A 13,718-nucleotide genomic window follows, 5' to 3' on the forward strand; every position below is an offset into this window, starting at 1 on the left:
CCCTTGCCGGTCAGGCATCGGCGGTGTACCGGGCGCAATAGGCTGGACGCATGGCAGAACACGCGTCCTGGTCGCTCGGTGCAGCGCTTCGCGGGGTATTCGGGGCGAAGACGATCGGCGAGGACACGTGGGAGGACCTCGAGTCGGCGCTCATCCGGGCCGATTTCGGCCCCGCCGTCACGGAGGAGGTCATCGAGGACCTGACCGCGAAGGTGGACCGGTACCGCACCACCGACCCTCGGGACGTCCAGCGGATGCTGCGTGAGCTCATCGAGGAGCGCCTCGCGAAGTACGACCCCACGCTGAAGCTCACCGAACGCCCCGCCGTCGTGCTCGTCGTGGGCGTGAACGGCGTCGGCAAGACCACGACGATCGGCAAGTTCGCGCGATTCCTGCGCAACTACGACCGCACCGTGCTGGTCGGGGCCGCCGACACGTTCCGCGCCGCCGCGGTCGACCAGCTCGCGACGTGGGCCGAGCGCGCGGACGCGGGCATCGTGCGTCCCGAGCGCGAGGGCCAGGATCCGGCATCCGTCGCCTTCCAGACCGTCGAACAGGCCAAGCGCGACGGCATCGAGATCGTGATCATCGACACCGCCGGGCGGCTGCACACGAAGGGCGGGCTGATGGACGAGCTGTCGAAGATCAAGCGCGTCCTCGAGAAGCAGGCGCCGATCAGCGAGGTGCTGCTCGTGCTCGATGCGACCACCGGGCAGAACGGCCTCGCGCAGGCCGAGGCGTTCATCGAGCACGGCGGCGTCACGGGGCTCGTGCTCACGAAGCTCGACGGCAGCGCCAAGGGCGGCTTCGTGCTGGCCGTGCAGGAGAAGACCGGACTGCCGATCAAGCTCATCGGACAGGGCGAGGGCATCGGCGACCTCACGGGGTTCACGCCGCACGTCTTCGCACAGCAGCTCGTCGGCTGACCACGAGGAGGGGAACCATGGCGACCGAGCACGACTACTTCGGGATCGTCGGCGACTACTGGTCGGAGATGATCGAGTACGGCGACCAACGGGTCGAGGTCGTGCTCGAGGCCGGGGACGAGATGGTGTCGAACGCGTCGCTGGATGCCTCGGCGGTGCTCGTCGGCGAGCTGGAGCTCGTCGACGACGAGCTGCGGTCGGCGTTCGTCAGCCAGCTCGACTCCGGCGGCACGCCCGTGATGCGGTTCCTCGACGTGCTGCTCGACCCCGAGCTCGAGCAGGCCGAGGAGATCGATGCGGCGATCGGCCGTGATTCGGGCGACCGGCAGGTGGACGCGCTGCGTTCGCTGTCGCTGCTGCGCGTCGACCTGCGGCCCGAGGCCGACGACCAGGGGGAGCCGTTCGCGGAGTTCGAGTACGCGCTCGCGCCCGAGGACACCGACGAGCGGCTCATCGCCGCGATCGACATCGGGCGCGAGATCGTCGACGTTCGCTTCGACGGCTGACCCCGCCCCGCTCAGCGGGGACGCATCTGCTCTCGCCTAGAATCGAACAACCATGGCTACCTTCGGAAACCTGTCTGACCGCCTCGCCGAGACCTTCAAGAACCTCCGCACCAAGGGCAAGCTGTCGGCCGCCGACGTCGACGGCACCGTTCGCGAGATCCGCCGCGCGCTGCTCGACGCCGACGTCGCGCTCGACGTGGTCAAGCAGTTCACCGCCCACGTGCGCGAGCGCGCCCTCGGCGACGAGGTCAACCGCGCCCTGAACCCGGCACAGCAGGTCGTGCAGATCGTGAACGAGGAACTCGTCGCGATCCTCGGCGGCGAGCAGCGCCGACTGCAGTTCGCGAAGAATCCGCCGACCGTCATCATGCTCGCGGGCCTCCAGGGCGCGGGCAAGACGACCCTCGCCGGCAAGCTCGCGAAGTGGCTGGTGAAGGACGGCCACACGCCCGTCCTCGTCGCGGCCGACCTCCAGCGTCCGAACGCCGTCAACCAGCTGCAGGTCGTGGGCGGCCAGGCCGGAGTCCCCGTGTTCGCGCCCGAGCCCGGCAACGGGGTCGGTGACCCCGTGAAGGTGGCGAAGGACGCCCTGAAGCAGGCCGAGCGGGCACAGCACGACGTCGTCATCATCGACACCGCGGGTCGGCTCGGCGTGGACGCCGAGATGATGAGGCAGGCCGCCGACATCCGCAAGGCGACGAACCCCGACGAGGTGCTGTTCGTCATCGACGCGATGATCGGCCAGGACGCCGTCACGACGGCGAAGGCGTTCCAGGACGGCGTCGACTTCACGGGCGTCGTGCTCTCCAAGCTCGACGGCGACGCCCGAGGCGGCGCTGCGCTCAGCGTGGCATCCGTCACCGGACGTCCCATCATCTTCGCGTCCACCGGCGAGGGACTCGACGACTTCGAGCCGTTCCACCCCGACCGCATGGCGAGCCGCATCCTCGACCTCGGCGACATCCTCACGCTCATCGAGCAGGCCCAGCAGGCCTTCGACGAGGAGGAGGCGCTCAAGGTCGCCGAGAAGCTCGCGACCGAGCAGTTCACGCTCGAGGACTTCCTCGCGCAGATGCAGCAGCTGCGCGGCGCCGGCTCGATCAAGAAGATGCTCGGCATGCTGCCGGGTGCGGGCGGCATGAAGCAGCAGCTCGAGAACTTCGACGAGCGCGAGATCGTGCGCACCGAGGCGATCATCCAGTCGATGACCCCCGCCGAGCGGCGCAATCCCAAGCTCCTGAACGGCTCGCGGCGCCTGCGCATCGCGAGAGGCTCGGGCATGACCGTGACCGACGTGAACCAGCTCGTGCAGCGCTTCGAGCAGGCCGCGAAGATGATGAAGACCGTCGCCCGCGGGGGCATGCCGCAGGTTCCGGGCATGGGGCCGATCCCCGGCTCCGGCGTCGGCGGCGGCAAGCGACAGGCCACGAAGGGCAGCAAGAAGAAGTCGGGTTCGCGCTCGGGCAACCCCGCGAAGCGCGCCGCCGAGAACGCCGCGATCGCGTCGGGCGGGTCGCCGGTCGGCCAGCGTCCGGCTCCAGCCGGATCGGGCTTCGGCCTGGGTGGCGGCGCGGCGAAGGGCGCCCCGAACGAGGAGGAGCTCGCCGCCCTGCAGAAGTTCCTCGGCCGCTGAACGTCTCGAGCCTCGGCCACCAGCTAGCTTCCCGAGTCGGAGAGGCGTGCCTTGATATCGAGCATGCGGTCGATCTCGAGTGCCTGCGCCGTCGCGATGGCGCGAGCCCACCGGGCGAGGGCAGGGTCGCCCGCCTCGGCGAGCCGCGCCTCGGCCATCTCGACGGCGCCCCTGTGGTGCGCCACCATCACGGCGAGGAACAACTCGTCGAACGCGGGCCCGTCGAGCTCGGCCGCCCGGTCGAGCGTCGACCGGCTGATCTCGCCGCGCATCGTCACGTCGTGATCGTGATCGGCGGAACCCCCGTCGCGGATGCGCCGTTCCAGCCACGACTGCATCGACGCCGCCTCGGCGGCCTGTGTGACGTGCATGCGGTTCGCGAGGTCGGCCAGCTCGACGTCGGCCGCGCGCGCTGCGGCGAGCCCGGCCAGCTCGACGGCCTGCTCGTGGTGCGCGACCATCGCCTCGAGGAACGCGACGTCGGCGGCTGTGGCGTCCTCGTCGGGCGCGGGTGCGGCGTCGCCGCCGTCGGCCGAGGACGACGACCCACCGGGGGGAGACGGCGTGACGAACGCGGTCCCCGCCGGCTCGTCGGGCGCGGTCGTGCAGGCCGACAGCGTGAGCGCGGTGAGCACCGCGAAGCCGGTGAGTGCTGCGAGCCCGGCGAGGCCGGCGCCGTCCGCCGGGCGGCGCGGCCGGGGCATCCGCTCGCTCACGACGACGCCCGACGGCGGGCGAGCACGGCGAAGGCGCCGGCGCCCACGAGGAGGAGCACGAGGGCCGCGAGGAACGGCCACCGCGGCAGGCCGTCGTCGTCGGTCGCCTCGTCGGCGCGGGCGCGCTGGTCGGTCACCACGTCGACGATCCCGATCGCGAGCCGCGGCGCCGACGCGTCGCCGCGCACGACGAGGTCGTACCGCCCGACCTCGAGGGGGCCCGGAAGCGTCACCTCGGTCGCAGCCAGGGAACCGTCGGCCGCGGCCGTGACCGTCGCGAGCACCGCCTGCGTCGGCATCCACCAGACGTCGGCGGTCTCGCCGGGCTGGAGCGACCCGGGCGGGAGCGACACGGACACGGTCGCCGTGGTGGAGGGCTCCATCGTGGCCGGGTCGACCACCAGGGTCTCGAGCGACGCGCGTTCGGCGTCGGAGGCCGGTACGACCGGCGCGTCGCGCCACACCCACGCGAACTCGGGCTGCGTCTGCGGGTTCAGGCCCGAGTCGTCGTACCGTGCCGCGTCGGCGAACAGCGGATCGGTGAGGCGCAGCACCTCGAGCCCTTCGTACATGTCGCTCGCGTAGAGGTACCCGCGGTACGGGTACACCGACCAGATGCCCGCCGTGTAGTCCATCGAGTACCCGTAGTCGGGCCGGTCGAACCAGGTGAGCTCGACCGGTGCCGCAGGATCGGTGAAGTCGATCACCGAGACGCCGCCCTCGAGCCACGCCTGCGCCACGATGAAGCGGCCGGGAACGGGCACGAGGCCGCCCGAGTGCGCGACGCACTTCTCGAGCTCGGACTGCGTGCGCGGCAGCTTATAGGTGCCGGCCTTCGCGAGACCGTCGGGCTGGACGAGCCACACCGCGTCGGCGCCGCGGTCGGCGCCGAACGCCGGCGAACAGGTGTTGATGAACCCGTCGCCGAGCTCGTCCTGGAACACGATGCGCGTCGCCTCGTTGTCGAAGATCCCCGAGTGCCAGAACGCCACCGCAGGATCCCGCACACGCTGCAGCACCACGGGCGCCAGCGGGTCGGCGATCGAGAGCAGCAGGCCGTCGCCGCGGCATGCCGCCACCGCGAGGCCCTTGGCCGGGAAGGCGGTGATGTCGTGGCATCCGGTCGTCGATCGCGTCTCGGCGCCGCCGGCGACGCGGTCGTCAGGCCCGAAGGCGGTCGCGTCCTCGAACAGGTCGAGCTCGCTCTCCACTGCCGCGTCCTCGGGGGCATCGAGCGGCACCTCGACGACCTGCAGCGGGTTTCGGCCCGTGCAGTTGCGGGATGCCCCGCGGCTGTACGCGTTGACGTAGACGAACACGCGCTCGGCGCTCGCAGGGTCGGGCACGATGGTGTGCGTGTGCGACCCGCAGCGCGTGCGCACGGCGGCGGCGAAGCGCGGTTGCCGCGGATCGCTGATGTCGAAGATCCGGATGCCCTCCCAGTTGTCCTCCGTCTCGGGCACGCGCCCCGCCTCGCAGGAGTCGTCGGACATGGTCTCGTCGACCGACACGATCACGAGGTTCCCTACGGCGCTGATGTCGCCCTGGCCGCCCGGGCACGACACCGCGCTCACGAGCTCGGGCGCCGTCGGATCGGCGATGTCCCAGATGGAGAATCCGGCGTAGTTGCCCTGCACCAGGTGGTCGCCCGTGAAGGCGAGATCGGAATTGATGAAGTCGGGGTCGTCGCCCTGCCGGAACGGGTTGTCGCGATGCGCCACCCATTCGAGACCCGGTCCGATCGAGGGCTCGCGGTCGGCAGGTTGCGCCGCTGAGGGCGTGGACACGGCGGGCGGGGCGAGGAGCACGGCGGCGCCGAGCACGGCGAACGTCGCCGCGGCGGCCGGCCACGTTCGAAGCCTGCCGCGATCGCGCATGGCGTCAGGCGGCGGCGTCGCCGTCGCGGCGGACCGATGCGCCCTCGACGAAGTCGTCGTACGTCGGACCGCGGAGCAGGTCGATGGGCCGCTGGCCGTCGTTCGCGCGTCGCATGAAGCCGTCGCCGTCGAGCGGGGCGTCGGATGCCGCGAACACGACGTTGCCGAGGCTCTCGCCCGCGACGACCGCGCGCGCGGCGAGCGCGACGACCTCGAGTTGCAGGGACGCGAGCGTCGCACCGACCTCGCGGCTCATCGAGAGCGCCCGGGTCGCGAGGGTGTTGACGACGATGACGCCGCCGGGAGCGAGGAGCCCGCCGAGCGCGGTGAAGAACTCGGCCGTCGACATGTGCCGCGGCGAGATGCTGCCCGAGAACACGTCGACGACGGCCACGTCGTAGCCGTCCCCCGTGCGCGTCGCGCGCTCCACCGCGGCGCGACCGTCGTCGTACTGGATCGTGAGGTCGACGTCGTCGCCGAGGGGTAGCGCGCCGAGCACGAACTCGAGCAGCACCCGGTGCAGCTCGACGACGTGCTGGACCGAGCCGGGCCGCGTCGCGCCGACGTAGCGCGGGATCGTGAGTCCGCCGGCGCCGAGGTGCAGCGCCCGGATCGGCCCAGCAGGCTCGCGGCATCCGTCGATCACCGACGCGACCATGCGCGTGTACTCGAGCTGCAGGTCGCGGGGGTCCCTCGGATTCACGTGCGACTGGGTGACGCCGTCGACGACGAGGGTGTACCCGCCCTTCGTTCCGTGCCCAGGCAGCAGCCGCGCGCTCACGTGCTCGCCGTCGAGTTCGAGTCGCCGATCGCCCATGCGTCCCACCATAGGTCGGCGGCACGCGACAGGCCAGACGGCGCGTCGAGATTGGATGCCACGGGCGGAAATGCCCTGATCGGACCCCGAGTACGCCTATGATGTGCGCCAAGAGCGGAATCCGACGGCGGAGGGCGGCGCTGGGGATTCCGGAGGGATTGAGGCGCAGTGCAGACGGTGCAGTCGGCGCACACGGATGTCACGATCGGATGGGACGATCGCATCCTCAGCACGCACACGCTGCCGCACTTCATGCAATCCAGCACGTGGGAGCGCATCCGGTCGGACGGCCCGTGGCAGGTGAAGCGATGTGTGCTCGGCGCCGACCCGGACTTCCCCGTGCTCGTGTTCGAACGGAACGCGGAGGGATTCGGCACGCTGCAGCACCTTCCGCGCGTGAGCGGGCTCGCGCCGGCCGACATCCCCGCACTCACGGAATGCATCCGCGCGGAGCGGGGCAACGCGTTCGCCACGAAGATCGAGGTGCACCAGCCCCGTGACGACGCGCTCGTCGCGGCGTTCGAATCGAGCGTATGGCTTCCCACGCGCGCCTCCCAGTACCGGCACGCGGTCGTCGTCGAGACGGGCTCGGGCGAGGACGAGGTCCTCGCGGCCATGAAGAAGCGCGCGCGCGCCGAGATCCGCGTCGCGGAGCGCAACGGCGTCACCGCAGGCCGCGTTGAGCTCACCGAGGAGAACCGCCGGCGCATGCTCCACCTCGTGCGCAAGACCGAGGAACGCACGGGCGCGTTCTTCCGCGGCGCGTGCTACCTCGAACGCGTGTGGACGGCGTTCAGCGAGCACGAGCGCGGTCAGCTCTACTTCGCGTGGCACGACGGCCGCGTCGTGGCGGGCGCGTTCGTCGCCCGGTACGGCCGCAACGCCTGGTACAAGGACGGCGGTTCGCTGCGCGATCGGCCCCAGCTCATGGCGTCGCGCCTGCTGCAGTGGGAGATCATCCGCGACCTCGCGGCATCGGGGATCGAACGCTACGACCTCGGTCACGTGCCGCCGCCCGCCGAGCCCGACGCCCCCGGCCAGGGCGTGCTCACGTTCAAGAGCGCGTTCGCGCGCGACGTGCTCGAGTACATGCCCGCGTTCCTCCTCCCGCACGAGGAGCGCGCCGAGGCGTGGCGCCGCGGCGAAAGCGAGTTCATCGCCGCACACCGCGCGCGTATGGGCGACTACTGGTACTGAGCGGCGTCATCGTGCGACGCCGATCGTGGCACCGTCGGCCGAGCGCGTTACAGTGATGCGGATGCGGATGCGGCAGCGGATGCCGCGACCGACGACTGGAGCACCACGATGACGACCGGCAACGCCGACTACCGCGACGCGGGCCTGGCCTTTCCCGACGACTTCCTGTTCGGCTCGGCGACCGCCTCGTACCAGATCGAGGGCGCCGCGAACGAGGACGGGCGCGGCCCGTCGATCTGGGACACGTTCAGCCACACGCCCGGCAAGGTGTGGAACGACGACAACGGCGACACCGCGTGCGACCACTACCACCGGTTGGAGTCCGACCTCGACCTCATGGTGAGCCTCGGCCTGGAGGCCTACCGCTTCTCGATCGCCTGGCCGCGCATCCAGCCGACCGGCCGGGGGCCGGCGAACGAGCCCGGGCTCGCGTTCTACGAGCGCCTCGTCGACGGACTCATCGCACGAGGCATCCGGCCAATCGCGACGCTCTACCACTGGGACCTCCCGCAGGCTCTCGAGGACGAGGGCGGGTGGGCGAACCGCGCGACCGCCGAGGCGTTCGCCGACTACGCCCGTATCGTGGGGGAGCGGCTCGGCGACCGCGTTGCCGTCTGGACGACGCTCAACGAGCCGTGGTGCAGCGCGTACCTCGGGTACGGCTCCGGCGCGCACGCGCCCGGCCTCACCGACGGCGCCGCCGCGCTCGCCGCGGTGCACCACCTGAACCTCGCGCACGGACTGGCCGTCGCGGCGCTCAGGGAGGTGGTCACGAACGATCCCGGGTACTCGATCACCCTCAACCTGCACGTCATCCGCCAGTCCGGGCCGACCGGCGCCGAGGCGGCCCGGCGCATCGACGGCCTCGCGAACCGCGTCTTCCTCGGCCCGCTCCTCGAGGGGGAGTACCCGGCCGACGTCATCGCCGACACGGCCGGCATCACCGACTGGTCGTTCGTGAAGCCGGGCGACGCCGACCTCATCGCCCAGCCGATCGACCTGCTCGGCGTGAACTACTACTCGACCGTCACGGTGGAGATGTGGGACGGCGTCTCGCCGCGCGTGCGCGCCGACGGGCACAAGGACATGGGCGGCACGCCGTGGCCGGGGTCGGAGCACGTCGAGTTCCTCCTGCAGCCGGGTCCGTACACCGCGATGGGCTGGAACATCGACCCGTCCGGCCTCGAGGACCTCCTCGTCGCCCTCCACGAGGCCTACCCGTCGCTGCCGCTCATGGTCACCGAGAACGGCGCCGCGTTCGACGACGTCGTCACCGAGGAGGCCGACGGACCGGCCGTGCACGACCTCGATCGCCTCGACTACCTGCGGAGGCACTTCACGGCGGCGCATCGGGCGATGGCGCGGGGCGTCGACCTGCGCGGCTACCAGGTCTGGTCGCTCCTCGACAACTTCGAGTGGGGCTACGGCTACTCGAAGCGCTTCGGCATCGTGCGGGTCGACTACGACACGTTCGAGCGGCTGCCGAAGGACAGCGCGAAGTGGTACGCGGAGCTCATCCACACGCGCGCTATACCGCGCTGAGCCCGCGGAGCTCGCGCGCGAGATGCGCGACCACCGCGGTGAGGTCGCCCCCTGCGGCCTCGGCGATCCGCAGCTGCCGCTGGTAGCTCGCACCGCCGTCGAGCATGGTGCGCACCTGCTGCAGCTCGGCGGCGCAGCCGAGCCGCAGGGACACGGGCACGAGCGTCGTGATGAGGTCGTGCAGGTCGTCGGTGACGAGGCGCTCGGTGCCCGCGACATCCGTGATGATCTCGGCCTCCATGCCGTACCGCGCGGCGCGCCACTTGTTCTCGCGCACGTACCAGGGCTGTAGCACGGTGAGCGTGCCGCCCTCGTCGAGCCGCGTCGACATCCACTCGACGAGGCACTGTACGAGCGCGCCGATCGCGGCGATCTCGGCGGCCGTCGAGACGCCGTCGCACACGCGGACCTCCACGGTGCCCCACCGTGGCGACGGGCGGATGTCCCAGCGCACCTCGGTGTGGTCCTCGATGACGCCCGTGCGCACGAGGTCGTCGACGAAGCGCTCGTGGGCGGCCCAGTCGGGAAGCGCGTAGGGCAGTCCCGCCGTGGGCAGCTGCTGGAACATCAGCGCGCGATTCGAGGCGTAGCCCGTCTCGACCCCCGCCCAGAACGGGCTGGACGCCGAGAGGGCCTGCAGGTGGGGAAGGTAGGCGAGCAACCCGTCGAGGATGGGCAGCGCCTTCTCGCGCTCCTCGATGCCGACGTGCACGTGGACGCCCCAGATCATCATGTTGCGCCCCCACCAGCGCGTGCGATCGATGAGCTTGTGGTAGCGCGGCTTGTCGGTGAGGTGCTGGTCGTACCACTGGCTGAACGGGTGCGATCCGCTGCAGACGAGCTCGTACTCGCCGAGCTCGTCGATCACGGCGCGCACCTCGGCGAGCTGGTGCTCGAGGTCGGAGACGGCGCCGGCGACGGTGCGGTGCACGTCGCTCACGAGCTCCACGGTGTTCGTGAGCAGCTCCGAGGTGATCCACGGATGCCGCCCGCCCTCGCTGCGCGCATCGAGCACCTCGAGCACGCGGTCGCCGATCGAGGCCAGCTCGCCGGTGGGGCGGTCGACGATCGCGATCTCCCACTCGAGGCCCACCGTGGACCGGGCGGATCGGGCGAACTCGATCTCCATGCGAACCCCCTCCGGACGGGCGGATGCACCGATGTCGGCCCATCTTGGCACGCGAGCCCGGCGATTATCCTTACGACGCGAAATCTGCAAGAATGGTCAGTCGAGTTCTGTACCGCCCGACCCTCTATCCGGCGCGCAGGACCCCAGAGAGCTTCCGCCGAGTGTGCACCCCACGCTCACGGCTGTCAGTTCGCCAACCTCATCACATCATCAGGAGAATTGTGGCTGTCAAGATCCGTCTCAAGCGCCTCGGCAAGATCCGTGCGCCGTACTACCGCATCGTCGTCGCCGACTCGCGCACCAAGCGCGACGGTCGCGTGATCGAGGAGATCGGCAAGTATCACCCCACCCAGAACCCCTCGTTCATCGAGGTCGACTCCGACCGCGCCCAGTACTGGCTCTCGGTCGGCGCGCAGCCGACCGAGCAGGTCGCGGCGATCCTCAGGCTCACGGGCGACTGGGGCAAGTTCAAGGGCGACGAGAACGCGGTCTCCCGCGTTCAGGTCGCCGAGCCCAAGGCCGCTTTCGTCGCCGACGAGGCCAAGAAGCCGGTGCTGAAGCCCAAGGCCGAGAAGCCGGCGAAGGCCGACGCGACCCCCGCCGAGGAGGCGCCCGCCGACGAGGCCGCCACGGACGAGGCCTAGGCCTTGCTCCAGTCCGCGCTCGAACACCTCGTCAAGGGGATCGTCGATCACCCTGACGACGTCAGGGTCGTCGCCGCCTCGAGCGGACGCGGCGAGGTCCTCGAGGTTCACGTGAACCCCGAGGACCTCGGTCGCGTGATCGGACGCGCCGGCCGCACCGCGAAGGCGCTCCGCACCCTCGTGACCGCACTCGCCGACGGCCGCCGCGTTCGCGTCGACGTCGTCGACACCGACGACTGACGTGAGCGCCGCAGCCCGAACGCAGCTCCGGGTCGGCCGCCTCACGAAGGCGCACGGCCTGAAGGGCGCCCTCAAGCTCGAGCTCTACACCGACGACCCCGAGCGCCGCTTCGTGCCCGGGGCCGAGTTCTCGCTGCAGGTGCCCGCCGACTCGCCGTGGCACGGCAAGCACCTGAGGCTGCGCGAGCTCCGGTGGTACAACGGGCATCCCGTGGGGTTCTTCGAGGGCGTCGACGACCGCACCGCCGCCGAGAGCCTCGTGAAGGCCATCCTCTGGGTCGACCACGTCGACCAGGAGGCGCCCGAGCCCGACGCGTGGTACGACCACCAGCTCGTGGGGCTCACCGTGCTCCGTGACGGCGAGAAGGTCGGCGAGATCACGCACGTCGACCATCTCCCCGCGCAGGACCTCCTGATCGTGAAGACGCCCGGCGGCGAGGTCATGGTGCCGTTCGTCTCCGCGATCGTGCCCGAGGTCGACCTCGAGGCCGGCGCCGTCACCGTCACGCCGCCGTCGGGGCTCTTCGAGGAGCTCCCCGAGGCGGCGGGCGACGCATCCGCGGAGCCCGACGAGCGCAGCGAGTAGGCGGGCGCGATGCGGATCGACATCGTCACGATCTTCCCCGGGTTCTTCTCGGTGCTCGACATCTCGCTGCTGGGCAGGGCCCGGCAGGCGGGGCTCATCGAGGTGGTCACGCACGACCTGCGCGAGTTCACGCACGACCGGCACCGCACCGTCGACGACACGCCCTACGGGGGCGGCGCCGGCATGGTCATGAAGCCCGAGCCGTGGGGCGAGGCCCTCGACGCGATCGTCGGCGACGGCGCATCCGACGCGCTGCTCGTGGTTCCGTCGCCCGCCGGCGAGCCGTTCACGCAGGCCATCGCGCGCGAGCTCGCGGCAGAGGAGCACCTCGTGTTCGCGTGCGGGCGGTACGAGGGCATCGACCAGCGCGTCGTCGACCACTACGCGGGCCGCATGCGCGTGCGCCTCATCAGCCTCGGCGATTACGTGCTGAACGGGGGCGAGGTCGCCGCGATGGCCATGATCGAGGCTGCCGGACGACTCGTGCCCGGCGTCGTCGGCAACCCCGAGAGCCTCGTCGAGGAGTCCCACCAGGACGGCCTCCTCGAGTACCCGAGCTACACGAAGCCCGCCGTCTGGCGCGGGCACGAGGTGCCGCCCGTGCTGCTCTCGGGGAACCACGGCCGGGTCGCCGCCTGGCGTCGCGAGCAGCAGCTCGACCGCACGGCCCGAGTGCGGCCCGAACTGCTCGGAGACGCACCCGGCGATACGCCCGCGTGAGGCACTCTTCACCTGTCGGAAACACCCGAGTGCCGTTCGCGAAACACACCGTGCATAGCGTCGAAACCGGCGGGTGAGACCGGATACCGCCGGAAAGCGCGGGTCTGGAGATGGTCGGGTCGACTGGTGCGGGCGTCCCGACGGACCATCTCGGCGTTCCTCCGCTCCGGCTGGTCGCGGTGACGCACGGGGCGCCGTCGGGTGAGAACCGCGAAGCGATCATCCGCCTCGTCGACGGCGTCGCATCCGCCCGCCCCGATCTCGACGTCTCGATCAGCTTCGTCGACGCGTCCAACGCCGACGTCGCCGCCGCGCTGGCGGCCGACGCCGAGCCCGGTGCGGTCATCGTGCCGCTCGTGCTCTCGGCGGGGTTCCACGTGCGCACCGGCCTCTCTCTCGGACTCGACCGCCTGGGCGGCGGTGCGCAGCTGGCCGCCGAGCTCGGGCCCGATGATCGCATCGTCGAGGTCCTCGCGGCGCGACTGGCTCGCCTGGGCCTCGCCGACGGCGACGCCGTGCTGCTCGCCGCGGCCGGCTCCAATGACCCGCGGGCCGTGCGCGAGTGCTTCGAGACCGCCAGACGGCTCGCGCAGCGCCTCGGCCGGCCCGTGACCGTGGGCTTCATCGCGGCCGCGATCCCGCGGCTCCCCGACGCCATCGAGATGATCCGCGAGGTGCACCCTGGCGCACGCGTGGTGGTGGGCTCGTACCTGCTCGCCCCCGGCACGTTCTACGACGCCGCATCCGTCGCCGGCGCCGACGCCATCGCCGACCCGCTGCTGCTTCCCGAGGAACCCGCCGCGCCCGAGCTCGTCGATCTCGTGCTCGAGCGCTACGACGAGGCCGACGCGAACAGCCGCGAGCGGGCCTGAGGGCGGTTCGATCGAGCGGGTCGCTCCGGTCAGGCCGTGAGGCTCGGCGTCCCGTCGGCCGCGGCGGCCCCGGTGAGCACGTCGGCGATGCGGCCCTTGCACCCGCCGCAGCCGGTCCCGGCCCGCGTGTCGCGTCCGACGCCCTCGACGGTGGTGTTGCCGCACGCCGCGGACTCCTCGATGCGTCCCACGGTGACCCCGTTGCACCAGCACACCGTGGTGGCAGATGCGAACGCGTCGGCGTCCTCGGCGGGGTCGTAGTCGGGGCCCCGAGCCGTTCGGCGGTGGACGGATGCATCGACGCGACCGCCTC

The 13,718-nt window shown here is 71.3% G+C and carries 15 protein-coding genes; 10 read left to right on the forward strand and 5 right to left on the reverse strand.

Annotation, left to right across the window (positions count from 1 at the left end; translation table 11 throughout):
- Positions 1-50 precede the first annotated feature (50 nt).
- The 3 genes from ftsY to ffh are packed head-to-tail and all read left to right on the forward strand — an operon-like array spanning position 51 to position 3,065.
- A complete protein-coding gene (ftsY, locus tag IEX31_RS08505) occupies positions 51-926 on the forward strand; it encodes a signal recognition particle-docking protein FtsY (RefSeq protein WP_188743006.1) in 876 nt (291 codons plus the stop codon).
- A 17-nt stretch (positions 927-943) separates the two neighbouring features.
- Positions 944-1,432, forward strand: coding sequence for a hypothetical protein (locus IEX31_RS08510; protein ID WP_188743007.1), 489 nt, complete (start codon positions 944-946; stop codon positions 1,430-1,432).
- A 52-nt stretch (positions 1,433-1,484) separates the two neighbouring features.
- Positions 1,485-3,065 carry a signal recognition particle protein gene (gene ffh / locus IEX31_RS08515; protein ID WP_188743008.1) on the forward strand — a complete coding sequence of 527 codons (1,581 nt, stop codon included), beginning with the start codon at positions 1,485-1,487 and terminating at the stop codon, positions 3,063-3,065.
- 23 nt (positions 3,066-3,088) lie between these two features.
- Here the strand turns inward: ffh and IEX31_RS08520 are convergent, their stop codons facing one another.
- The 3 genes from IEX31_RS08520 to IEX31_RS08530 are packed head-to-tail and all read right to left on the reverse strand — an operon-like array spanning position 3,089 to position 6,475.
- The gene (locus tag IEX31_RS08520; protein WP_188743009.1) at positions 3,089-3,781 is read right to left on the reverse strand and encodes a DUF305 domain-containing protein; all 693 of its coding nucleotides are present in this window, start codon (positions 3,779-3,781) and stop codon (positions 3,089-3,091) included.
- On the reverse strand, positions 3,778-5,658 hold the full coding sequence (locus IEX31_RS08525; protein WP_188743010.1) for an LVIVD repeat-containing protein: 1,881 nt from the start codon (positions 5,656-5,658) through the stop codon (positions 3,778-3,780). Before IEX31_RS08525 ends, IEX31_RS08520 begins: the two co-directional genes overlap by 4 nt.
- Positions 5,659-5,662: 4 nt before the next feature.
- Positions 5,663-6,475 carry a spermidine synthase gene (locus IEX31_RS08530; RefSeq protein WP_188743011.1) on the reverse strand — a complete coding sequence of 271 codons (813 nt, stop codon included), beginning with the start codon at positions 6,473-6,475 and terminating at the stop codon, positions 5,663-5,665.
- Positions 6,476-6,643: 168 nt separating this feature from the next.
- On the opposite strand from IEX31_RS08530, the gene IEX31_RS08535 reads away from it, so the two are divergent.
- Positions 6,644-7,672 carry a lipid II:glycine glycyltransferase FemX gene (locus IEX31_RS08535; protein ID WP_188743012.1) on the forward strand — a complete coding sequence of 343 codons (1,029 nt, stop codon included), beginning with the start codon at positions 6,644-6,646 and terminating at the stop codon, positions 7,670-7,672.
- A 108-nt stretch (positions 7,673-7,780) separates the two neighbouring features.
- Positions 7,781-9,214 carry a GH1 family beta-glucosidase gene (locus tag IEX31_RS08540; protein ID WP_188743013.1) on the forward strand — a complete coding sequence of 478 codons (1,434 nt, stop codon included), beginning with the start codon at positions 7,781-7,783 and terminating at the stop codon, positions 9,212-9,214.
- On the opposite strand, the gene IEX31_RS08545 is transcribed toward IEX31_RS08540, so the two are convergent.
- Positions 9,201-10,343, reverse strand: a complete 1,143-nt coding sequence (locus IEX31_RS08545; RefSeq protein WP_188743014.1) for a glutamate--cysteine ligase — start codon at positions 10,341-10,343, stop codon at positions 9,201-9,203. The two genes, IEX31_RS08540 and IEX31_RS08545, sit on opposite strands and share 14 nt — an antisense overlap.
- A gap of 221 nt (positions 10,344-10,564) precedes the next feature.
- On the opposite strand from IEX31_RS08545, the gene rpsP reads away from it, so the two are divergent.
- From rpsP to IEX31_RS08570, 5 genes are all read left to right on the forward strand, one after another.
- Positions 10,565-10,987, forward strand: a complete 423-nt coding sequence (gene rpsP / locus IEX31_RS08550; protein ID WP_188743015.1) for a 30S ribosomal protein S16 — start codon at positions 10,565-10,567, stop codon at positions 10,985-10,987.
- Positions 10,988-10,990: 3 nt separating this feature from the next.
- On the forward strand, positions 10,991-11,227 hold the full coding sequence (locus tag IEX31_RS08555) for an RNA-binding protein (protein WP_188743016.1): 237 nt from the start codon (positions 10,991-10,993) through the stop codon (positions 11,225-11,227).
- Between the two features lies 1 nt (position 11,228).
- Entirely contained in the window at positions 11,229-11,813 is a 585-nt protein-coding gene (rimM, locus tag IEX31_RS08560; protein ID WP_188743017.1) for a ribosome maturation factor RimM, read from the forward strand.
- 9 nt (positions 11,814-11,822) lie between these two features.
- Positions 11,823-12,533 carry a tRNA (guanosine(37)-N1)-methyltransferase TrmD gene (trmD, locus tag IEX31_RS08565; protein ID WP_188743018.1) on the forward strand — a complete coding sequence of 237 codons (711 nt, stop codon included), beginning with the start codon at positions 11,823-11,825 and terminating at the stop codon, positions 12,531-12,533.
- A 110-nt stretch (positions 12,534-12,643) separates the two neighbouring features.
- On the forward strand, positions 12,644-13,405 hold the full coding sequence (locus tag IEX31_RS08570) for a sirohydrochlorin chelatase (protein WP_188743019.1): 762 nt from the start codon (positions 12,644-12,646) through the stop codon (positions 13,403-13,405).
- A gap of 29 nt (positions 13,406-13,434) precedes the next feature.
- On the opposite strand, the gene IEX31_RS08575 is transcribed toward IEX31_RS08570, so the two are convergent.
- Positions 13,435-13,620: a (2Fe-2S)-binding protein gene (locus IEX31_RS08575; RefSeq protein WP_268236972.1), complete on the reverse strand. Its 186-nt coding sequence runs from the start codon at positions 13,618-13,620 to the stop codon at positions 13,435-13,437.
- Between the last annotated feature and the right edge of the window lie 98 nt (positions 13,621-13,718).

Origin of the sequence: Agromyces bauzanensis (assembly GCF_014645655.1) — a bacterium.
GTDB lineage: Bacteria > Actinomycetota > Actinomycetes > Actinomycetales > Microbacteriaceae > Agromyces > Agromyces bauzanensis.

Coding starts and splice junctions, on each gene's coding strand:
- ftsY (WP_188743006.1), top strand. CDS start 51: ATGGCAGAACACGCGTCCTGGTCGCTCGGTGCAGCGCTTCGCGGGGTA.
- IEX31_RS08510 (WP_188743007.1), top strand. CDS start 944: ATGGCGACCGAGCACGACTACTTCGGGATCGTCGGCGACTACTGGTCG.
- ffh (WP_188743008.1), top strand. CDS start 1,485: ATGGCTACCTTCGGAAACCTGTCTGACCGCCTCGCCGAGACCTTCAAG.
- IEX31_RS08525 (WP_188743010.1), bottom strand. CDS start 5,658: ATGCGCGATCGCGGCAGGCTTCGAACGTGGCCGGCCGCCGCGGCGACG.
- IEX31_RS08530 (WP_188743011.1), bottom strand. CDS start 6,475: ATGGGCGATCGGCGACTCGAACTCGACGGCGAGCACGTGAGCGCGCGG.
- IEX31_RS08540 (WP_188743013.1), top strand. CDS start 7,781: ATGACGACCGGCAACGCCGACTACCGCGACGCGGGCCTGGCCTTTCCC.
- IEX31_RS08545 (WP_188743014.1), bottom strand. CDS start 10,343: ATGGAGATCGAGTTCGCCCGATCCGCCCGGTCCACGGTGGGCCTCGAG.
- trmD (WP_188743018.1), top strand. CDS start 11,823: ATGCGGATCGACATCGTCACGATCTTCCCCGGGTTCTTCTCGGTGCTC.
- IEX31_RS08570 (WP_188743019.1), top strand. CDS start 12,644: ATGGTCGGGTCGACTGGTGCGGGCGTCCCGACGGACCATCTCGGCGTT.